At 36.7% G+C, this 21,732-nt stretch carries 16 protein-coding genes; 10 read left to right on the top strand and 6 right to left on the bottom strand.

The window, feature by feature from the left end; all coding sequences use genetic code 11:
- Positions 1-207 precede the first annotated feature (207 nt).
- Both H3R33_RS08970 and H3R33_RS08965 read left to right on the top strand, forming a co-directional pair.
- Complete coding sequence (locus H3R33_RS08970) at positions 208-1,578, top strand: NAD-dependent succinate-semialdehyde dehydrogenase (protein WP_110439599.1); 1,371 nt, start codon at positions 208-210, stop codon at positions 1,576-1,578.
- Positions 1,579-1,671: 93 nt separating this feature from the next.
- Positions 1,672-2,655 carry a methyltransferase domain-containing protein gene (locus H3R33_RS08965; protein ID WP_198185705.1) on the top strand — a complete coding sequence of 328 codons (984 nt, stop codon included), beginning with the start codon at positions 1,672-1,674 and terminating at the stop codon, positions 2,653-2,655.
- Here H3R33_RS08965 and H3R33_RS08960 read toward each other — a convergent pair.
- On the bottom strand, positions 2,645-3,979 hold the full coding sequence (locus tag H3R33_RS08960; protein ID WP_232342227.1) for a UDP-glucose/GDP-mannose dehydrogenase family protein: 1,335 nt from the start codon (positions 3,977-3,979) through the stop codon (positions 2,645-2,647). The two genes, H3R33_RS08965 and H3R33_RS08960, sit on opposite strands and share 11 nt — an antisense overlap.
- Before the next feature lie 406 nt (positions 3,980-4,385).
- Here H3R33_RS08960 and H3R33_RS08955 point away from each other — a divergent pair, with 406 nt between their 5' ends.
- The 6 genes from H3R33_RS08955 to ahcY all read left to right on the top strand — a co-directional run bounded on the left by H3R33_RS08955 (position 4,386) and on the right by ahcY (position 10,718).
- Complete coding sequence (locus H3R33_RS08955) at positions 4,386-5,180, top strand: ABC transporter permease (protein WP_122122873.1); 795 nt, start codon at positions 4,386-4,388, stop codon at positions 5,178-5,180.
- Positions 5,177-5,971 (top strand): ABC transporter ATP-binding protein, encoded by a 795-nt coding sequence (locus tag H3R33_RS08950; RefSeq protein WP_122122874.1) that lies wholly within the window; start codon positions 5,177-5,179, stop codon positions 5,969-5,971. Before H3R33_RS08955 ends, H3R33_RS08950 begins: the two co-directional genes overlap by 4 nt.
- 9 nt (positions 5,972-5,980) lie before the next feature.
- Positions 5,981-7,366, top strand: coding sequence for a DNA repair protein RadA (gene radA, locus H3R33_RS08945; protein WP_110439603.1), 1,386 nt, complete (start codon positions 5,981-5,983; stop codon positions 7,364-7,366).
- A gap of 147 nt (positions 7,367-7,513) precedes the next feature.
- Entirely contained in the window at positions 7,514-8,323 is an 810-nt protein-coding gene (locus H3R33_RS08940; RefSeq protein WP_198185708.1) for a DUF262 domain-containing protein, read from the top strand.
- Between the two features lie 99 nt (positions 8,324-8,422).
- Complete coding sequence (locus tag H3R33_RS08935) at positions 8,423-9,319, top strand: HNH endonuclease family protein (RefSeq protein WP_198185710.1); 897 nt, start codon at positions 8,423-8,425, stop codon at positions 9,317-9,319.
- 103 nt (positions 9,320-9,422) lie between these two features.
- On the top strand, positions 9,423-10,718 hold the full coding sequence (gene ahcY, locus H3R33_RS08930) for an adenosylhomocysteinase (RefSeq protein ID WP_198185726.1): 1,296 nt from the start codon (positions 9,423-9,425) through the stop codon (positions 10,716-10,718).
- A 77-nt stretch (positions 10,719-10,795) separates the two neighbouring features.
- On the opposite strand, the gene H3R33_RS08925 is transcribed toward ahcY, so the two are convergent.
- A complete protein-coding gene (locus H3R33_RS08925) occupies positions 10,796-11,017 on the bottom strand; it encodes a DUF6587 family protein (RefSeq protein WP_155564854.1) in 222 nt (73 codons plus the stop codon).
- A gap of 119 nt (positions 11,018-11,136) precedes the next feature.
- On the opposite strand from H3R33_RS08925, the gene H3R33_RS08920 reads away from it, so the two are divergent.
- Positions 11,137-12,393, top strand: coding sequence for a hypothetical protein (locus tag H3R33_RS08920; RefSeq protein ID WP_155567567.1), 1,257 nt, complete (start codon positions 11,137-11,139; stop codon positions 12,391-12,393).
- Positions 12,394-12,472: 79 nt separating this feature from the next.
- Here the strand turns inward: H3R33_RS08920 and feoB are convergent, their stop codons facing one another.
- Both feoB and H3R33_RS08910 read right to left on the bottom strand, forming a co-directional pair.
- Positions 12,473-14,320, bottom strand: a complete 1,848-nt coding sequence (feoB, locus tag H3R33_RS08915; protein ID WP_198185713.1) for a ferrous iron transport protein B — start codon at positions 14,318-14,320, stop codon at positions 12,473-12,475.
- Positions 14,321-14,323: 3 nt separating this feature from the next.
- Positions 14,324-14,572, bottom strand: a complete 249-nt coding sequence (locus H3R33_RS08910; protein WP_110439607.1) for a FeoA family protein — start codon at positions 14,570-14,572, stop codon at positions 14,324-14,326.
- 326 nt (positions 14,573-14,898) lie between these two features.
- Between H3R33_RS08910 and clpB the strand changes: the two genes are divergently transcribed.
- Positions 14,899-17,505, top strand: coding sequence for an ATP-dependent chaperone ClpB (clpB, locus tag H3R33_RS08905; protein WP_198185715.1), 2,607 nt, complete (start codon positions 14,899-14,901; stop codon positions 17,503-17,505).
- A 521-nt stretch (positions 17,506-18,026) separates the two neighbouring features.
- Here the strand turns inward: clpB and H3R33_RS08900 are convergent.
- Positions 18,027-19,394 carry a hypothetical protein gene (locus tag H3R33_RS08900; RefSeq protein WP_198185717.1) on the bottom strand — a complete coding sequence of 456 codons (1,368 nt, stop codon included), beginning with the start codon at positions 19,392-19,394 and terminating at the stop codon, positions 18,027-18,029.
- 222 nt (positions 19,395-19,616) lie between these two features.
- The gene (locus tag H3R33_RS08895; RefSeq protein WP_198185724.1) at positions 19,617-21,068 is read right to left on the bottom strand and encodes a DASS family sodium-coupled anion symporter; all 1,452 of its coding nucleotides are present in this window, start codon (positions 21,066-21,068) and stop codon (positions 19,617-19,619) included.
- Positions 21,069-21,732: the final 664 nt, after the last annotated feature.

Genomic DNA, 21,732 nt, shown 5'->3' with positions numbered 1-21,732 from the left:
ATAATTATTTTAAATGAAATAGATTGATAGAATTTATTTTTATATTTCTTTTAAAATATGGGTTATAATAACCTGATATGAAAAATATTTAATCGCACATTGTGAAATTGCATATTTGTATTAGATATTAAGGTAGCTTATTTCATAAAAAAGATTATAGATAGAGTATTAATTTACGTTAAACAGAAAGCAGAAAGGACGGCTTAAATGGCTTATAAATCAGTTAATCCCTTTAACAATGAAACGGTGAAGACCTTTCAGGAATTAACGGAGAATGAAGTAGCTGCTAAAATTGATGAAGCTCAAGCTGCTTACTTAAAATGGCGTAAGACAGATTTTGCTACTCGTCGTCAAGTGATGAAAAAAGCCGCATCAATTTTGCGTGATAAAAAGGCGGAATTTGCTCATTATGTTACCTTGGAAATGGGAAAACTAATTGCAGAAGCGGAAGCGGAAGTTGATTTGACTGCAGACATTTTTGATTACTATGCAGAAAATGCCGAAAAATTTCTTGCACCAAAAACCTTACATCCAAAAGATGGTCATAAGGCCTATGTTGAATATGACCCAATAGGTATCATTTTCTGTGTTGAACCATGGAATTTCCCTTATTATCAACTTGTTCGTGTTGTTGCAACGAATTTGATGGCTGGAAATGTGGTAATGGTCAAACATGCTTCCATTGTTCCACAATGTGCGGGTGCTTTTGAAAAATTGATGCTTGATGCTGGTGCACCAAAAGGTGTTTATACCAATCTTTATGTATTATCTCAGCATACCGACAAAATCATTTCCGATCGTCGTGTCCGTGGTGTTGCGCTTACGGGAAGTGAAAAGGCAGGAAGTATTGTCGCTGGCAAAGCCGGTGAAAATCTTAAGAAATCCACCCTTGAACTGGGTGGCAGTGATGCATTTATTGTTCTTGAAGATGCCGACCTGGATTCAGCATGCAAATGGGGTCTTTGGGGTCGTATGAATAATACGGGACAATGTTGTGTTGCCGCAAAACGTTTCATTGTTGTTGAATCTGTTGCAGATGAATATCTGAAACGTTTAACAGACTGTTTTTCTAAACTGAAAATGGGTGATCCAATGGATCGTAGCACGACATTGGGTCCATTATCCAGTGAGGCAGCTGCACAGGAAATTGCAGATATGACAGCCGAAGCTGTCAAGCATGGTGCCAAGGCCGTGATTGGTGGTAAACGTCCAAATCGTTCAGGCGCTTTTATGGAGGCGACCATTTTGACCGATATTACCAAGCAAAATCCAGTATTCTATAAAGAATTTTTTGGACCAGTTGTTATGTTCTTTCGTGTTCCAGATGAAAAAGCGGCAATTGAGTTGGCCAATGATTCAGATTTTGGTTTGGGTGGAACCGTATTTTCAAGAGATGTTGAGCGTGCAAAGCGGGTTGCAAAGGAAATTGATACCGGCATGGTCTTTATCAACCGTCCTACCTGGACAGCGCCAGATCTTCCATTTGGCGGTGTGAAACATTCTGGATATGGTCGTGAATTGTCTGATGAGGGAATTTTTGAATTCCTTAATCATAAATTAATTTATATCGAGAAATAATTTCATTTTTACTATATTTATAAAGTGAAATTTGGATTAAAAGAGGGATTCATTATATTTAATGAATCCTTTTTTATTTCAGGTCAAGAATTTATGGAACCTTTTATTGCATTACGTCGTGAACGTTTAAATAGAGGAATTCGATTTGCACATGCACGATGTTTGGAAATCGGTGCATTGATTGATCCAGTTTTATGTCGAGAAAATGGAAATGTTTTTTACGCAGATCATTTGTCGACGGAAGAGCTGAAAGAGCAGTTTGCCTGGAATACCAATTTTGATTCTCGTCAATTGGTAGAGATTGATTATATCTGGAAAAAAGAATGTGCTTTGAAGGAGTGTGTGGATGGTCAGTTTGATTATGTAATCGCATCTCATGTTGCAGAACATGTCCCAGACTTGATTGGATGGATTGAGGAAATACGACAAATTTTAAAACCTGATGGACAATTACGTTTGGTTTTGCCAGATGGTCGTTATTCTTTTGATATGAAAAGGCAGCCTACCCGGTTGGCTGATTTACTCGCTGCCTGGTTAAAGAAATCTACATGCCCTGAAACACACTTGGTGTTGGACTTTGCATTGAACAAAATTAATGATAAAGATATTCCAAGAATTCATGCAGAATATGGATTATATCCTGATAAAGAAAATCTGGAAAGCCAAATCCCGTTTTCTGAGGTTCTGGAATGGGGGGAAAGAACACTAATACCTGATCATTATGAAGATATTCATTGTTGGGTTTTGCATTTAGGTTTGTTTGTGAAATTGATGATGAATTTGGCTGAACATGGACTTATAAAAATGGCTTGTGTGGAATGGTTTGATATTGATCCATCAAAGCTGAGTTATGAATTTACGGTTTTTCTTGTATCGGAAAAAAATAGGGAAAAATGTGTTGAAAGCTGGAAAGAGGTTTATGAAAAGATTAGAAATTCACCCTATCAATTCAGTTTTGCCCAACATTTGGAACAGGAAAATACAAAATTGAAACAGGAACTTACGGCCATACAGAATTCTTTCTGTTGGCGTGTGACGTCCCCTTTGCGTCAATTAGTCAAACTGTTTAAATCATAAATTTTTCTTTCAGGGGTCGACCAATTGAATAATAATGAATATTTTCACTTTTCATCACTTTGGGATCGTAAATATTTCTGAAGTCGATTACCAGTGGTTTTTTCATCCAGTTTTTCAGGGTTTTGGGTGTCAAAGAACGGAATTCATTCCATTCTGTCAGGATAATCAAGGCGTCAGCCTGATTGGCTGCATCGTTAATTCTATCAAAATATTGAACTGTATTAGGTAATAAGGGTTTTGCCTTTTCATTTCCAACAGGGTCAAAAACTTTTATCTGGGCACCCTCTTCAACCAAACGGTGAATAATGGGAATAGATGGGGATTCCCGCATATCATCTGTATTTGGTTTAAAGGTGAGTCCCAGAATGGTAATGGTTTTGTTGTGAACATTACCACCACATAATTGAATAATTCTTCCACTTATGTTTGCTTTTCTGGCATCATTAGCTTGTGCGGTTGCCTCTACCAGCCGTGAGGGCGTGCCTGCTTCTTGGGCGATGCGAATTAGGGCGAGGGTATCTTTCGGGAAACAGGATCCGCCATAACCTGGGCCTGGCCGTAAAAAATATTTGCCGATTCTGCTGTCTAATCCAATAGCATTGGCAATTTCCTCTATATTTCCTCCAACTTGTTCACAAAGATCAGCAAGCTCGTTAATATATGAAAGTTTCATCGCTAAAAAACAATTTGAGGCATATTTTGCCAGTTCAGCACTTTCCAAATTGGTAAACAAAATTGGTGTTTCTTTTTGAAATAAGGGCTGGTAAAGTCGACTCATGATTTCTTGGGCTTTTTGTGCGCGATCTTTTCTGTCTTTTTCAATACCGATAATGATACGGTCAGGTGTCATGAAATCTTGAATGGCCTCGCCCTCGCGAAGAAATTCAGGATTGGAGGCGACATCAAAATCAAGAGATGGATTTTCCTTACGAATGATTTGCGCAATCCGTCGGCTTGTACCAACCGGGACTGTTGATTTGGTAACGATAATTGCATATTCTTTTAGATGTTTTGCGATTTCCAGGGCTGCTTGATGGACATAAGTCATGTCGGCATGTCCATCACCGTTACGTGGGGGTGTACCCACGGCAATAAAAATGGCCTTACAATCAGGAATAGCCTCTTTAATCGTTTCAAAAAACTGTAACCGATTGGCTTTGATATTATTCTGAACCAAAAGATCCAAACCAGGTTCATAGATAGGAATATTTCCTTGCTTTAACGCATTTAACCGGTTGGGATCCTTTTCCACGACAGCGACATCAAGTCCGAATTCTGCAAAACAAGCAGCAGAAACAAGACCAACATATCCTCCACCAATCATTGCTATACGCACAGAACATTCCTTATTTTTAATCAAGATATTGCTAGTTTTATAGATTATTAAATTAAGTTAATTTAAAAATTAAAAAAATAAAAATTTTAAAAATATTGAAACAAGCTCATTATAAAGGGTAATGAAGAGGTTTTCAGTGGTATATAGACAATAGATATATTCAATATTGATGGGAATAATAATTAGATTCTAAGGGTGGATTGTTCTTGGGAAGAGGATGATGGTTAAAATGTTTGATCTATATAAAATGTTTAAAAATAAAAGATGTTTATATGCTTAAATATAAATGTTAGAAAATAATAGAATTATAGGATAAAACTTGTAATCAATATTATTGAACAACTTCTCAATTCGTTAGCTAATAATGTTGTGATGAGTTTAACCGGGAATTAAGATGTATCAATTGAAACGTCCGTGGATTTGGATTGCTTTGTTAGGTCGTATGGCTTTAAACGGTGTTCGGGAAACGGGTACCCTCGCATTGTTTGCATTAAGCGGATTTATAAATATTTTTTATCCTCCATTTTATTGGCGCATTTTTTTGGGATCTTTACTTGATATAGGTTATTTGTCTCTACCTGTTGTTGCTTTAACGGCATTATTTTCTGGAGGTGTTATCGCGTTACAATCCTATACCGGTATGTCCCAGTATCATGTAAATAGCGCGATTGCCAATATTGTTGTGTTGGCTGTCACTCGTGAGCTTGGGCCCGTTTTGGCAGGATTGATGGTTGCGGGACGGGTGGGGGCAGCCATGGCCGCGGAAATTGGAACAATGCAGGTGACGAATCAGATTGATGCGCTCAAAACCTTATCAACCAATCCTATCAAATATCTTGTCACTCCCCGTTTGCTAGCTGCTACGCTTGCTTTACCATTTCTGGTTTTGATTGCTGATATCCTGGGGGTGCTGGGTGGTTTTACTGTTTCGGTCATTAAATTGGGTTTTTCGCCCCAGGGTTATATTGCGGCGACCATGAATGCCGTGAAACCTATTGATGTTACAATTGGTTTGGTGAAAGCGGCGGTTTTTGGATTTCTTATTGCCTTGATGGGATGTTATCATGGATATCGTAGCCGTGGGGGCGCACAGGGGGTTGGTGCAGCGACGACCTCTGCTGTTGTTGCCGCCTCTATTTTATTGCTAGTATTTGACTATTTGTTAACGGATATCTTTTTTGCAAAATGACCAAAACTTATCCCAAAATTCGTATACGTAATCTTTCCAAATCTTTTGGCAGCAACCATGTGTTACGTAACATTAATATGGATGTAATGGAGGGAACTTCCTTTGTTATTATTGGTGGATCTGGAAGTGGAAAGTCTGTTTTGCTTCGCTGTATTTTGGGGTTAATGACACCAGATAGTGGCACGATCGAAATTGATGGCAAAAATATTTTTGAATTGCCATATTCCGAGCAAGCAGAAAAATTACAGGAAATGGGTATGTTGTTTCAGAACTCTGCTTTGTTCGATAGCTTGCCTATCTGGGAAAATGTTGCCTTTGCCCTTTTAAATGGACATCGTAAAAATCAGCCAAGAATTAGTCGTGCCCGGGCGAGGGAAAGGGCAAACAGGGTTTTGGAACTTGTTGGTCTGGATGCAGATAATATTGGCGATTTATATCCCAGTGAGTTATCTGGTGGGATGCAGAAACGGGTTGGCTTGGCACGTGCGATTGCTTCAAAACCGGAAATTATCTTTTTTGATGAACCGACCACAGGGTTGGATCCTATCATGGGAGCAATAATTGATAACTTGATTGTTGATTGCGTTAAGAAGCTGGGTTCTACAACAATTGCCATTACCCATGATATGGCTTCTGCCCAGCGGATCGGGGATCAGGTTGCCATGTTGTATAAAGGGGAGCTGATTTGGCAGGGTGAAGCTGGTAAACTTATGCAGAGTGAGAATCCCTACGTGCATCAATTTACACATGGTCTTTATGCAGGTCCTATTAAAATGGAAATGAAAGTATAAGAGGACGTTTTGGCGAAAAAGCCGGTTAAAATGTTTGTCTGTCAAAGTTGTGGCGCTATTTATCATAAATGGGCTGGACGATGTGAGGCTTGTGGTGAATGGAATACAATTAGCGAGGAAACCAGGGAAACAAGTCCGATTTCTGTACTGGGACATGCAGGCAGGATGATTCAGTTTACAGGGCTGGATGGTGAGATTTCACCTCCTGATCGTCAGTCCATTGGTGTTTCTGAATTTGATCGTGTTCTGGGTGGAGGTCTTGTCCAATCTTCAGTTACATTGGTAGGAGGAGATCCTGGCATTGGAAAGTCAACTTTATTGTTGCAGGCTGCTTGTGCTTTATCAAGACAGGGACAATCCGTTTTATATATTTCAGGAGAGGAGTCTGTTAACCAGATAAGAATGCGTGCCAATCGGTTAGGGTTAGAGGATGCGGAACAAAGAAAAAACATACAACTGGCTGCCTGCATAAATGTTGCGGATATTCTTTCAACGCTGGAAAAAGAAAAAAATATAAGTCTCGTTATCATTGATTCTATTCAAACAATGTGGCTGGATACGGCGAATGGGGCCCCTGGGACGGTAAGTCAGGTTCGGGCTGCGGCTTTTGAATTGATTCGTATGGCAAAACAGAAAGAATTTGCATTGATTTTTGTGGGACATGTTACCAAGGAAGGTTCTATAGCGGGGCCGCGTGTCCTGGAACATATGGTTGATGCCGTATTATATTTTGAGGGGGATCGAGGACATCAATTTCGTATTTTACGGGCAGCAAAAAATCGATTTGGTGCAACAGATGAAATTGGTGTTTTTTCAATGACAGGACAGGGTTTGGTAGAGGTGGCAAATCCATCTGCTTTATTCCTTGCAGAGCGACATGGTCATATAGCGGGGTCAGCCGTTTTTGCGGGTTTAGAGGGAACCCGTCCTGTTTTGTTGGAAGTGCAGGCCTTGTTGGCACCCAAATTTGGGGATTCAGCGCCAAGACGTACAGTTATTGGATGGGATAATGCACGCCTTAATATGTTGCTTGCTATTTTGGAGACACGTTGTTCGTTACGGTTTAACGGGGTGGATGTTTATTTAAATATGGCAGGCGGTTTGAGAATTACCGAACCTGCGGCGGATTTGGCCGTGGCAGCAGCTTTGGTTTCGGCTTTGACCCATCATTCCGCTTCTCCAGGTTCAGTGTATTTTGGTGAAATTGGTTTATCTGGAGAAATTCGACAGGTGCCACAAGCCGACTTACGCATGAAAGAGGCATTTAAGCTAGGTTTTGATGAAGTTGTTTTACCCAAGCGTATTGCACATGGAAATAACAAACTATCCGTCCCCAATGGATTACAGCTGATAGAATTAGGTCATATAAGTGATTTGGTGTCTCAATTCACATAAAATTTATTACATTTGATTACTGAAATTTTTCTTTTAGATATATTTGTTAGAAATACAAAATTATCGTTAATCAAATCAATTTGATAAAGAAAGATAATTTTTGATAATTATCTAAAAAATAAAATTATAGTCAGGAATTCAAAAATTATGGCTAAGAATATTGAACCCAATCTTAAAAATATTGAGTTATATTTAAAACTTAATCGAACAGAAAATTTTTTAATTCCAGAATATCAACGGGGATATTCATGGGATATTGGACAATGTGATAAATTGTTAGAAGATATAGAGAATTTTAAGGAAAGTGAATCAAATGATCCTTATTTTTTTGGAAGCATTATAATTGATTGCTCGGATCAAAATCAATTCAGTCTAATTGACGGACAACAGCGTACAACGACTTTTTTGTTGTTACTCAAAGCCATTTTGTTACGATTAAATGAAGTGCTGCAAACTGTTTCAAAAGATGAAGATTCAGAGGCATTGATAGCTGGTCTTAAAGCGAATAGAAATAAAATTATGGAAATTTTGTATAAAGCAGAAGCCGAAAATATACCTTCTATGCTTAAAGATCCAAAAAAGACACAAAATATTCTTATACTAGGAAATAAATCAATTAATGAATTGTATCCAGAAGAATTTAATAAAATTATAGGTGCCAGTGATTTTGAAGATGCCGAGGAAAAAGTTTTTAAACTGCCTTATAAAAAAAATAATAACCGATATACAAACTATTTTCGTAACTTTAAAAATTTTTATGAAAAATTGAGAGAAAATAGCGATTCTTGGTTGAATCAATTTACAAAAACTTTTTTAAAAAATTGTCAGGTAATCGAAATACGCAGTTGGCAAGTCGAACAAGCTATTACAATGTTTAATTCATTGAATTCAACAGGTTTGCCGCTTTCAGATGCAGATATTATTTCTGCAAAATTATATTCATATGTAGGTGATTAAAGAGAGGAATTTAATATTCAATGGGAAGAGATTCTCCAATTAACAAATAAATTAAAATCTAAAAAAGTCGTTACAATTGATTCTGTATTGCAACAATTTATGTACATTAATCGTGCTAAAGAACAGGGGTATTTGAAATCTTATATTTATGTAAGAACTCCAGGTCTAAGAAGATATTATGCTGATCATGAGCAGGATTTGTTAAAAAATCCATTTTTACTATGCAATAATTTAAAAAAAATTGCATATAAATGGGATAAAATTAAAGATTATTCCATTATAAAGTTACTTCTTAAGTGTAATGTTAATATTAAATTATATCTAGCCGCTTATCTGTATCGTTTTGAATTAGATGAAATTACCGAAGATAAAATAATAAATGTCTGTGAATCATTGTTGAAATTATTTTCATTATTAGAGTTGGGAGATGCTGGTTATTCAAGCAATAAATTTAAGATATTTTTATATGCAGAAATTATAAAGATGGTCGATTTTAATATTCCAGAACATGTTATTTGTCAGGATTTTTATGATCATATACATGATAAATGGAATGTCAAAGAGGTTGAGGACGCGATATTAACATATGATAAAAACATGCTGGTATTTGTTAATGAATATTTGTACGCTAAAAATAAAAATCTAAAATTTAATTTTTCTGAAACGGTTAATGTTGAACATATTATGCCAGCTAGTGGTCGTAATATAGAGACAATTCGACATGACGCAAAAATGGATAAGAATGAGTTTGAAAATGTAATTAACAGATTGGGAAACAAAATTTTGCTTGAAGAGAATATCAATCGAAGTATCAGTAATGAATGGTTTAAAACTAAAAAGCAAAGTTTTATTCATAATAAAAATGGATATAAAAATAGCAAATATAATTTAGCAAAAACTTTAATTAACTATCCTAGTGATAAATGGGAGAAAAATGATATTTTAGAAACAACTGAAAAAGCAGCGAAAAGAATATCAAATTTTATTTTTTCATAATAATATGCTGTTTTGTTTTTGACGCATTAGATTGATCTCTTCTTATATGTGCTCTAATAATACATCATAATATTAATTTGATCATAAAAAGGATTGATAAATGATGAAAGAACATGATTACAAAGTGAAAGATATTTCACTTGCGAGTTGGGGGCGGAAAGAGATTGCTATTTCTGAAGGGGAAATGCCAGGTTTAATGGCTCTTCGTAAAGAATATGCGGATAAACAGATTCTTAAGGGAGCGAAAATTGCCGGCTGCTTGCATATGACTATCCAGACAGCTGTGTTAATTGAAACCCTTGTTGCCTTGGGCGCGGAAGTGCGTTGGTCATCTTGTAACATTTTCTCAACTCAGGATCATGCGGCTGCGGCAATAGCTGCAGCTGGTATTCCTGTATTTGCTTGGAAAGGTGAAACCGAGGAGGAATTTAACTGGTGTATTGAACAGACCATTCATGGTCCGAATGGTTGGGTTCCCAATATGATTTTGGATGACGGAGGTGATTTAACCCTGTTAATGCATCAGAAATATCCTGAGATGTTAAAAAATATTAAGGGGTTATCTGAAGAAACGACAACAGGTGTTCACCGTTTGCGTGAAATGGAAAAGAAAGGAACCTTATTAGTTCCAGCATTCAATGTCAATGACAGTGTTACGAAGTCTAAATTTGATAATTTATATGGTTGTCGTGAAAGCCTGGTCGATGCAATCCGTCGCGGTACAGATGTAATGATGTCTGGAAAGGTTGCCGTTGTTGCCGGTTTTGGTGATGTGGGTAAGGGTTCGGCAGCAAGTTTGCGAAATGCTGGTTGTCGTGTTCTTGTTACAGAGGTTGATCCTATTTGTGCATTACAGGCCGCGATGGAAGGATATGAAATTGTCACTATGGAAGAGGCTGCACCACGTGGTGATATTTTCGTAACTTGTACCGGTAATATTGATATTATTACCGTTGATCATATGCGTGCCATGAAAAATCGTGCGATCGTTTGCAACATTGGTCATTTTGATTCAGAAATTCAAGTTGAAAAATTACGGAATTTCACGTGGGAAAATATTAAACCTCAAGTTGATGAGATTATTTTTCCCGATGGTAACCGTATTATTCTTCTTTCTGAAGGACGTTTGGTTAATCTTGGGAATGCCACTGGTCACCCATCTTTTGTGATGTCTGCCTCCTTTACAAACCAGACTTTGGCACAGATTGAATTATGGACAGCACCAAAGGGTAAATATGAAGCAAAAGTCTATACCCTTCCCAAGTTCTTGGATGAAAAGGTGGCGGCTTTACATCTCGAAAAAGTTGGTGCGGTTCTGTCTAAATTGAATAAAGCTCAGGCTGATTATATTGGCGTTGATGTTGAAGGTCCATTTAAACCAGATTCTTATCGTTATTAGTTTTAAAAAATAATAGTGACATAAAAAAACTCATTACAATTTGTAATGAGTTTTTTATTTAAATGAGTAAATAATACTTAATGACATTTGCTATTGCATTTACTGCAGCTACTACAACCTGACGTTTGCTGAGTATTGCAGTGTTTCAAGGCCCATTGCTGGCTTATTGCGGGGGCATGGATGCGTTTAAGCACATAAGCAGTTCCTAGCCATATGAATTTGCCAATTATTGGAAAAAACCGGTTTAACCAGTAAAAAATACATAAAACAATAATAAAAAGAACAAGATTATTTTGCATTGGATTTTTCCTAATTTATTTTGGGTGTTTTTTTTGTTATAAGTCATTTTGTTAAAATTATAAAATCTTAATGGTATAAATTTCGAATTTGATAACTCATTTTAGAGAAAGTTAGTATTGTGTCTAAAAAAATCATGGTTACGTTTGCTGGTCGAGAAAAAAGAATGTCGGTTCTCAGTGATTATGTTCACGAGATGTTAAAAGAAGGAACTATAGATGAATGGCATATTTGGGATTTTACTCGTAATGAATCAGATAGAAATTTTTTGAAAAAATTGGGTTCTGTAAAATTTTTACATGGCCATTCAGGTTATCAATATTGTCGAGATATAAATTGTAATTCTTCGGTGAGAATACCTATAAGAATCCCTTCAGAACTTTATCTAGCTTTCGTCCCGGAAAAGGGAGATTATTTTATTGAAGCTTTAATAGGGGGATGGAACAATGGTCAAACAAGAATACGTATTGTAGATAAAAAGGCTTTTTTATCTTATGAACGCTCGTCCGATGATAAATCTTATATTTTTATTCAAGGAACACCGGGTGTTTTATCAGATGGTTTGGTCAATAATATTAGTATTAAAAGGGATATTCATGGTAATACCACTGTGGAAGTTGATGATTATCATTTTCGGATTCCATCAAAATATACGCATCATAATAAGTTTTCTATTTATATGCGTACAGATTTTGATAGAACCTTGGAGTTTGTACATAATAACGATAAAATAAAGCGTTTTATTGGAAATGTGTATGAAAATTCTCCTTATTACCGTGCCTATCATTATTACGCTTCTAGATATGATCAATTTGAAAATGATATTTTTTTAAAATGTGATGATGATATTGTTTATATTGAGCTTGATAAAATAAAAGATTTTATTGAATTTACTAAAAAGAACGAGCAATATTTTGTTGTTTCAGCTAATGTTGTTAATAATGCGACCTGCGCTTATTTGCAACAAAAAAATAAAGTGGTTCCTGAAACTGTAGGGCATTATGAAAATCCACGGGAAGGCGTTTACGGTTCGTTATGGGAAAGTGGAAAAAATGCAGAAAAATTACATAATTATTTTATAGATAATAATGCCAGTTCATTGTCTTTAGAAAAACAATTCATGGAATTTAACACACGTTACTCTATTAATTTTATTGCTTGGCGTGGTGAGAAATTGAGATATATGTCTTTACCCCCTCATGCTGATGACGAGTTTTATTTAACGGCTGTTATTCCTCAATATCTAAATAAAAAAACAGCGATTTATTCTGATTTTATGGTGGCTCATCTTACTTTTAACCCTCAAGAAAAAACAATGGATGTGGATAAAGTTATTAAACGCTATGATCAATTAAAAAAAGATAAATATAAAATTTAATGTTTTATTAATTATGTAGAAATATAATTAAAAACTGATTTATTAAATTAAATCAGTTTTTAATTAATAGAAAAATGATTCAAGAAAAAAATGATGCGATATGCCAGGTGGTAAAGGAGGCAAAATAAGCCATGAAAAACAGATAACAGGCTGTCATTATGACTATCTTCCAGGAAGAGGTTTCTTTTTTTATAACCGCCAACGTAGAAAAGCATTGTGGAGCAAAAACATACCAGGCCAGAAAGGAAAGTCCTGTTGCTATACTCCATTGTGTTGAAAGAAAATGAACCAGTTGGCCCGGTGCATCAGAATCAACACCAGCTATGGAATAAACAGTTGCAAGAGACGTAACAGCAACCTCTCTGGCTGCTAATCCAAGAATAAGCGCAACACATATTTCCCAGTTAAAACCAATGGGTGCAAAAAGGGGTTGAATCCAGTGACCTATAATACCGGCAAAACTCCAATCAATGGCTGGACCTTGTACACCAGCAGGCGGTTTTGGAAAGCTTGATAAAGCCCATAAAAGGATGCTGACCGTTAAGATGATTGTTCCTACGCGATTAACAAAGATTTCAATCCTTTGCCATAATCCAAACAAAATGTTCCGAACACTTGGAAAACGGTAAGAGGGAAGTTCTAGTAAAAGGGTGTTATCATATGATTTTTTCCGTTTTTTGAGAAGTAAGGCCACTAAAAAGGCACTCGCGATTCCTAGTAGATAAAGACCAAACAGGACAAGACCTTGCAGGTTGAATATTATCCCGATGGTTTTATGAGGGATAAAGGCACTGATTAGTAAAGCATAAACTGGTAATCGTGCGGAACAAGTCATCAGAGGTGCAATGAGAATGGTAACTAGACGATCTCTAGCGCTAGGTATTGTCCGGGTTGCCATGATACCGGGAATTGCACAGGCAAAACTGGATAATAATGGGATGAAAGAACGACCATTTAATCCAACAGAAGCCATAATGCGGTCAAGTAAGAAGGCTGCTCTGGGCAAATACCCGGATTCTTCTAAGAATAAAATCCACAGGAAGAGAACAAGAATTTGAGGTAAAAAGGCGAATGTTGTTCCCACCCCCGCAAAAACACCATCAATAATTAAACTTCTCAAGGGACCTGTCGGTAATAAGTTAGCAATGATTTTTCCAAGCCAGCCTGTCAAATCCTGTATACCATCCATAAAGGGTTGGGCCCATGAAAAAACGGCCTGGAACATGATAAATAATAAAATGAGAAGGATTAAGGGACCAATAATGGGATGTAAAACCAATCGATCAATTTTTTCATCAAGCAGAACAGAATTTTCAGAAGAATTATGGACGCATTTCAGGAGAATTTTGCGTACTTCGACATGTAAATCGGTTTGATTATCAATATCAATTGTTGGAATTTTAAAAGAGGTGTCGATATTGTCGACAAGTTTTTTAATTCCGTTTTTTTGGGTTCCTATTGTGGGGATAATGCAAATGCCCAAAATTGATTCCAGTTTTGGAATATCTATGTCGATTTTACGTTTTTTTGCAATGTCACTCATGTTTAGAGCGATCATCATTGGGCGTTTAAGACGGCAAATTTCAAGGGCGAATCTTAAATGTAGTCGCAAATTTGTTGCATCAATAACGCAGATCAAGGCATCTGGTGGGGGTTCGTTACGATAGTTCCCCATACAAATATCCCTGGTGACTGCTTCATCAAGGCTGGTTGCTTTTAAACTGTATGCCCCCGGTAAATCGATAAGGGTAATCCTGTTTTTGGAGGGTGTGACGAATTGTCCCTCCTTACGTTCCACGGTGACCCCGGCATAATTGGCGACTTTCTGTCTACTTCCGGTCAATTGATTGAATAAAGCGGTTTTTCCGCAATTTGGATTGCCCACTAAAGCTATCTTTGAAATAGGGAATATGGATGATTCAGGCATAAATTAACAATCCAAATGTAAAATAATTCTGGCCGCTTCAGAACGGCGCAGCGCAAAACGGGTCGATCCGATTTGTACAGCAATAGGATTTGAGCCAAATGGCCCAAAGGCAATGATTTTGACAATTTCGCCTGGTACGAAGCCTAAATCACGTAAACGGTCTGCAATAGGATCAGGAGAAGAAAATTCTTCGACATGATCAATAACACTTGATTTCCCTGGGGAAAGCATACTTAAATTTGGAACAGTCATTATTTAAATTGAACTTAACTCTATCATTAAGAATGATTTGCGTTCTTAATAATATGGCAGAAAATTCCTGTTATGTCATCAATTTTGAATTTTATTTTATTTATGATGATTCTTATTCATTTATCGGAAGGATTAGTATAAAATAAATAAATGAAAAGAAAAAAATTTCTTTTTACTCGATAAGTTGAGTTCATGCAATAATGAATTTGTAATGAAATGATACTTATTTTTTGAAAAATTGATTTTTTTTGCGAAGGAACGCTGCCTCATAAGAGGGGCAAAACTTTGGCAGGCATGTTGCCTAATTTTAAAAGGGACATAAATTTATGAATATCGAAAAATTTACTGAACGTTCAAGAGGATTTCTTCAAGCGGCACAGACAATTGCAATTCGTGATTTTCATCAGCAATTAACGCCTCAGCATTTATTAAAAGCGTTATTGGATGATGAGGAAGGAGCCGCAGCTTCCTTGATACGTGCAGCTGGCGGGGAACCCGCCATTGTCAAAACAACGGTTGAACATTCATTGGATTCCATGCCAAAAGTTCAGGGCGATGGTGCTGGACAGCCTCAAGCCATGCCAGAATTGGTTCGTGTCTTGGATGGCGCGGAAAAAGAGGCCACGAAGGCCGGGGATGAGTATGTTGCTCAGGATCGCCTGTTGCTTGCCTTGGCTGCATCTGAAACACCAGCTGGTCAGGCCCTTCAAAAAGGGGGGGTTACAGCTCAAAATCTGGCAAGAGCGATTGATACTATTCGGAAAGGTCGTAAGGTTGACAGCCAGAATGCAGAGGCTTCCTTTGATGCGTTAAAAAAATATGCACGGGATATGACAGAGGTTGCCCGGCAAGGAAAATTAGATCCAGTGATTGGGAGAGATGAGGAAATTCGTCGAACGATTCAGGTCTTGGCTCGACGTACCAAAAATAACCCTGTGCTTATAGGTGAGCCTGGAGTTGGTAAAACTGCAATTGTTGAAGGTTTGGCATCACGGATCGTAAATGGTGACGTTCCAGAGGCATTGAAGAATAAACAGTTATTAGCCTTGGATTTGGGTGCCTTGGTTGCAGGGGCTAAATATCGGGGTGAATTTGAGGAACGTTTGAAGGCTATATTAAAAGAAGTGGAAGCTGCGGCTGGAAAAGTCATATTGTTTATTGATGAAATGCATACATTGGTTGGTGTGGGACGTAGTGATGGAGCAATGGATGCATCAAATCTCATTAAACCTGAGCTGGCACGTGGCACCTTGCATTGTATTGGTGCGACAACCCTGGATGAATATCGCAAATATATCGAAAAAGATGCAGCTTTGGCACGGAGGTTTCAGCCTGTCTTTGTCGGGGAACCATCAGTAGCGGATACGATTTCAATTTTGCGGGGTATTTCTGAAAAATATGAATTGCATCACGGGGTGCGGATCAGTGATAGTGCTCTGGTGGCAGCGGCAACTTTATCCAATCGTTATATTACAGATCGATTTTTGCCGGATAAAGCAATTGATCTGGTAGATGAAGCCGCAAGTAGGTTACGGATGCAGATTGATAGCAAGCCAGAAGCGCTTGATGAGCTGGATCGTCGTTTGATTCAACTAAAAATTGAGCGTGAAGCTTTGAAAAGGGAGGAAGATTCAGCCAGTCGTGACCGTTTGGAAGCATTGGAGGTTGAGATTGCTGATTTAGAAGAAAAATCAAATGCAATGACTGCGGCCTGGCATGCTGAAAAGAATAAGGTTAATGATGTTCAAAAATTGCAGGAACAGCTGGATCAGGCCCGTTCAGAAGTTGAGGTTGCACAACGCCAAGGTAATCTGGCCCAAGCCTCTAAATTGATGTATGGTGTTATTCCCGAACTTCAAAAGAAAATTGAGGGTTTGCAAACCAAACAGCATGAACATCCGGATCAGGGGAATTTGGTTTCCAAGTCAGTGACTGAAAATGAGATCGCGGCGGTTGTATCTCGGTGGACAGGTATTCCAGTGGATAAAATGCTGGAAGGGGAAAGGGCTAAGCTTTTACGAATGGAAGACGAGCTTCGTAAACGTGTCGTAGGACAGGAACCCGCCTTGAAAGCGGTTGCAAATGCTGTACGTCGGGCACGCGCAGGATTGCAGGATCCAAACCGGCCTATTGGCTCTTTTTTATTCCTGGGTCCAACTGGAGTAGGTAAAACCGAACTGGCAAAAGCGCTTGCTTCATTCCTTTTTGATGACGAAAAAGCGATATTGCGTGTTGATATGAGTGAATTTATGGAAAAACATGCGGTTGCACGGTTGATTGGTGCCCCTCCTGGTTATGTTGGCTATGAAGAAGGGGGCGTTTTGACAGAGGCTATTCGCAGGAGACCTTATCAGGTTATTTTGTTTGATGAGGTTGAAAAGGCTCATGAGGATGTCTTTAACGTATTATTGCAGGTTCTTGATGATGGACGTTTAACAGATGGTCAAGGGCGAACCGTAGATTTTCGTAATACGATTATAATCTTGACAAGCAATCTTGGTTCTGAAATTTTGGCTAATCAGACAGAAGGTGAGTCAACAGAGCTTGTACAGGCTGAAGTTATGAAAGTTGTACGTGCTCACTTTCGTCCTGAATTTCTCAATCGTTTGGATGAGGTTGTTTTGTTCAGTCGATTGCAAAAGGCTGATATGGCAAAAATTGTGGATATACAATTACAGCGTTTACAAGGATTGCTTGAGGATCGTAAAATTAGGCTTGATCTGGATGAAAAAGCACATGCGTGGCTGGAGGAAGCTGGATATGATCCGGTTTATGGTGCACGTCCTCTAAAACGTGTCATACAACGAAATTTGCAAAATCAATTGGCAGAATTATTGTTGCAAGGCGATGTTTATGATGGGGATACTATTTCAATCAGTGCCAATGAGGCTGGTTTATTAATTCAGGGTAAATCAGTTATAGACAAAGCCTGATTTTCGTTAAAACTGGTTGAGTTCATTTCAACCAGTTTTTATTTATGATTATATTAAATATTGTTTAGCTTGTATAATATACGGACAGATAAATAAGTTTGATCTGATAGGATGTCTTTTATTATGGGAATTAAAAGATTTACCTTTGTCCATCATGAAATTGGATGTTCGATAGGTATCTATGCTGACAAAAATTGATCGGTTTGACTAATAGAAACCTTTGCTTGTCTTTTGTCATTTCATTGGATGGGTTTAATCTTTTATAGATTCTATATGAGAATATTCTTTATAGAATTATAGTTGTTCCAGATAATCTATTAATTTGGTAATTTTTATATATAAAATCTATAGGTAAAACAGTCTGATTAACATATTGAAGTTTTCTTATATTTTTCTAAAATTAACAATTAAATTTATAAAATTCGATCGCTTTTACTTTTTTCATATCATAAATATTAATAAATTATTTAATAACTAAAAATTAAATTATTAGTTATTAAAATTAATTTTAAAATATATATTTATAATGGGTTAATAAACCGTCTTTTTATTTTTATTGAGCTAAATTCAAATTGCTTATTATTTTTACCCAAATAATGTCCTTGAGGACAACCGGTTCCTATTGATAAGGTGTCATGATAGTTAAAAAATCTAACATGATACATATAAAAATTGTTTTTTAAAGGTGTTGCAGTAGCAAACACTGTATGAGGATGTATCGTCTTATCATTATTTTCATAGATTGTGCATAAATCTATCCCCCCCCATTGTTGAATATGCATACCAATTTTGGGGTCTGAAGAGGGATATTTTTTTGCTATGATTTCCAGATCAATTTCCATATTCTGTAATTTTGGATCATGAATACGGATTAGATGATAATTATTTTGGTCGCCATCTGCAAAAGCGTAATTATCATTTTCTAAAGGTGTAAAGGTTGCATCATCAGCAGCTTGCCAGTCTTTTAAATTGTAATCTAATGTTATCCATGGATTCCCAATGGTTTTGGAATTACAAATGTTATCAAGAAAGATTTGTGTACTTGCAATCTGTTTTTGATGTTGCTCTCTGAATTTCGGTCTGTTCCAAATAACTTCCGTTGAATGGGATAAATATTGAATGTGATCATTATTTGGAATGGAAAAATTATTGGATCTACCATGACAAATATTGGGGAAAAACCAAGGTAGCAAACCTTCTTCAATATGCCTGGCAATAATCATGTTTAATATAGATTGGTCAGCACAGAACCATTTGAAATTGGGGCTTTTTTCTTCTTCTTTTGTTGGAGGAAGAATATATTCTTTTACCCTGCACATTGCCAACCAGTCCAGTAAGATATCAAATGCAAAATCAGACACTTTTGCAATAATATTATTGGCAATCAGTAAAGGAAAATTTTGAACAAAAAGTGAATTTCCCCCTATTTCTTCAATTTGTCTGATGGAACAAAAATCAGAGGCTTTTAAAACTTGTTCTGTAAGTTCCCTGCCAATATAAAAATCACAAAAATTCAAGGCTTTATTGATAATCGTATTTATGCTTTGTATAACAAGGCGCAGGGTTGGGTATTTGGCAATATTTGCATCAAGGTAAAAAATGACATCATCTTTTTCCATGGTTGAAAGAGCATGCAAAATAGTAAAGGGTTTCCAGCTGAATAATCCAAATTTGTGGGTATTAGGATTATTTCCCAAATTGTATTTATCAGGATATGCTTTAACTAATTCTCCCGCACCCATTTGATATAGTCGTTTAGGTGTATAAGCATCGAATTCGTGGCCAGCTTCTTCGACAAGTGATCGAACAGTTCTGACAACTTTTGTTAAATCACTTCCTTCGTCATTTGGGGTGCCTTCAGTATAAAAAACAACAAATTTAATACGCATATAGCTACCTTATTTATTTTACATAGTTTAATTATTTGTAATTAAATTGATGTTAAAATTTAATTAATATTTGTTTTATAAATTATTCAAAAATTTTTTTGCTATTTGGAAAAACATATATCACAAATTTAATGATAGTTACATCTCAAAAAATATTTAATTTAATACTTGCAATCGCAAAAACCTGAGTTTCCTACATCTGATAAGGTTTTGATTATTGTTCTATGATATCATTAAAACCCATGGAATGGAAATAAACAACCAGGTGACAAGGAAAAGAAGACCGAAGATAAAACCTAGTCTCCACCAAACCGAATTAGGGATAAACCCACTTCCATAATAGACAGCACTTGGTTCAGCGGCATAGGGAGTGACAATTCCCATAAATCCTAAAAGGGGAAGGATCAACAAAACATAATGATGAATATTAATTCCAGGAATGTGACTGGCGGCCCCGAGGAAGATGGGTAATAATGCAGCCGCATGGGCGGTATTACTTGCAAAGAAATAGTGTAGGCTATAGTAAATGCATAAAAGTAGAATCATTGCTGCGAGAGGTGAAAAATGAATGATATAAACGCTAATTAATTGACCAAACCAATTAATAAAGCCTGATTTGTTTAATCCGGAAGCAAAGGCGATCAAGGTTGCCAACCAGGTGAAAATATTCCATGCAGCTTTATTTTCCACGATATCATTCCATGTTAATAATTGGCTAATTAACATTGCTGAAACCACAACAATACCTACCAGTGGAGGTGTAATAAATTTCCCACCTAAAATCCATAAAAGCAGTGCGCAAGTTACAAAAAAAATCAGTAACATTTCTTTTGCGGTTAAGGATCCTAACAGTTGTAATTCTTTATTGGCCCAGGTTGGAATGGCAGTGCTGGATTTAATTTCCGGCTTACAAAGATGATAACTCAATAAGGGAGAAATGGTAATCAAGACAAAGCAGGCTGGTAAGGTTACCATGAACCATTCCATCCATGTAATATTAATGCCGATGATTTTATTGACCATGCTGATTGACAAAAGATTAGGTGCCAGTGCGGTCATAAAAAATGAACTGGTAATAGAAGTTGAAACAATTCCTGTCCACATTAAATATGTACCAATTTTTTTTCGTGATGAATCAAAAGGGCGGGAATTATATAAAGGAGGTAGGTGACTAAGAACAGGATAAATAATGCCAGCACTACGTGCGGTACTTGATATGGTAAAGGGGGCAAGGATTGTATCTGTAAAAGTAATTGCATATCCTAGAGCCAAAGTATTTTTACCAAGTGATCGAACGAGTAATAAGGCGATGCGTTTTCCTAGTCCTGTTTTGTCGTAGGCGAGTGCAAAGGTAAATGCTCCGAAAATCAGCCATACGGTTGGGTTGGAAAATCCTGAAACAGCCCATTCAAATGCATTGACGGTTGGTTTAAATCCAGGCTGGGCCAATTCTTCGGAACTAAATAGAACATATGGTCCAAATAGGGCAGCAACGGAAATACCGATTAATCCAATGGCGCCACCAGGTAGAGGTTCTAAAATAAGCCCGACAATACATCCCAAAAAAATGGCAAAAAATCTCCATGCATGAGGTTCAAGCCCATGAGGGACTGGAATGATCAGGATGATTAATGTTGCAAGAATAGGACATAAACAGCGAAGGGCCTTACTCATACCGTGATCCTTATTTATTTTTAAATGTATAATATGCTGGAAATAAAATAAATTTCGTAATGAATTTTTGGTTATTAAAAAGAAATTTTAGTAAACTTTTAGTTATAAATTTTATAAAATTATTTCTTATTTTTAGATAGTTACGATATTTTTAAACATCAAAAAAATGTTCTTGATTAAAGGGGGAGGTATACCTTTTACTTCGTTTAAGTAAATGACTTACAAAAATATCAAGCCTAATTTAGATAAAACCAGATGCTATTGGAAACATTTTTTATTTTACTGTTGATGAGGTTGATATGGCGAATGATTAATTTTGGTTAAGTTATTGAAATTGTGCTGGTTGCCACCATATAAGGTTTGCATCGAGAAGGTGGGATGTTTCTTGTCTTTGAGTTGTGAATCGCTATTGATACCTTTCTTAGTTTTTTCTTTCTTGTTAAATTTTAATATTTTTTATTTAACATAGCTTTGTGACACTTCTTTTCAGGGGTGAATCCGATATTTGGTAAGGTATCCTGTTCTGCTGATTATGGACGGGATACCTTATTTATTGTGATTGGGATTCTGTTTTTTTGCGGAATCGGAGATTTGGATATATTGGGCTGGGTTATGGTTATTTAAGGTGTAAGGTCTTGATAACCTATTATTTTTGTTATTGGCG

The organism is Commensalibacter sp. B14384M2, assembly GCF_016101865.1.
In the GTDB taxonomy this organism is placed as follows: Bacteria; Pseudomonadota; Alphaproteobacteria; order Acetobacterales; family Acetobacteraceae; genus Commensalibacter; species Commensalibacter melissae.
This window is presented reverse-complemented; position numbering and strand designations above follow the sequence as displayed.

Coding starts and splice junctions, on each gene's coding strand:
- clpB (WP_198185715.1), top strand. CDS start 14,899: ATGAATATCGAAAAATTTACTGAACGTTCAAGAGGATTTCTTCAAGCG.
- H3R33_RS08940 (WP_198185708.1), top strand. CDS start 7,514: ATGGCTAAGAATATTGAACCCAATCTTAAAAATATTGAGTTATATTTA.
- H3R33_RS08970 (WP_110439599.1), top strand. CDS start 208: ATGGCTTATAAATCAGTTAATCCCTTTAACAATGAAACGGTGAAGACC.
- feoB (WP_198185713.1), bottom strand. CDS start 14,320: ATGCCTGAATCATCCATATTCCCTATTTCAAAGATAGCTTTAGTGGGC.
- ahcY (WP_198185726.1), top strand. CDS start 9,423: ATGAAAGAACATGATTACAAAGTGAAAGATATTTCACTTGCGAGTTGG.
- H3R33_RS08925 (WP_155564854.1), bottom strand. CDS start 11,017: ATGCAAAATAATCTTGTTCTTTTTATTATTGTTTTATGTATTTTTTAC.
- H3R33_RS08910 (WP_110439607.1), bottom strand. CDS start 14,572: ATGACTGTTCCAAATTTAAGTATGCTTTCCCCAGGGAAATCAAGTGTT.
- H3R33_RS08895 (WP_198185724.1), bottom strand. CDS start 21,068: ATGAGTAAGGCCCTTCGCTGTTTATGTCCTATTCTTGCAACATTAATC.
- H3R33_RS08955 (WP_122122873.1), top strand. CDS start 4,386: ATGTATCAATTGAAACGTCCGTGGATTTGGATTGCTTTGTTAGGTCGT.
- H3R33_RS08965 (WP_198185705.1), top strand. CDS start 1,672: ATGGAACCTTTTATTGCATTACGTCGTGAACGTTTAAATAGAGGAATT.
- H3R33_RS08935 (WP_198185710.1), top strand. CDS start 8,423: ATGTACATTAATCGTGCTAAAGAACAGGGGTATTTGAAATCTTATATT.
- H3R33_RS08900 (WP_198185717.1), bottom strand. CDS start 19,394: ATGCGTATTAAATTTGTTGTTTTTTATACTGAAGGCACCCCAAATGAC.
- H3R33_RS08960 (WP_232342227.1), bottom strand. CDS start 3,979: ATGATTGGTGGAGGATATGTTGGTCTTGTTTCTGCTGCTTGTTTTGCA.
- H3R33_RS08950 (WP_122122874.1), top strand. CDS start 5,177: ATGACCAAAACTTATCCCAAAATTCGTATACGTAATCTTTCCAAATCT.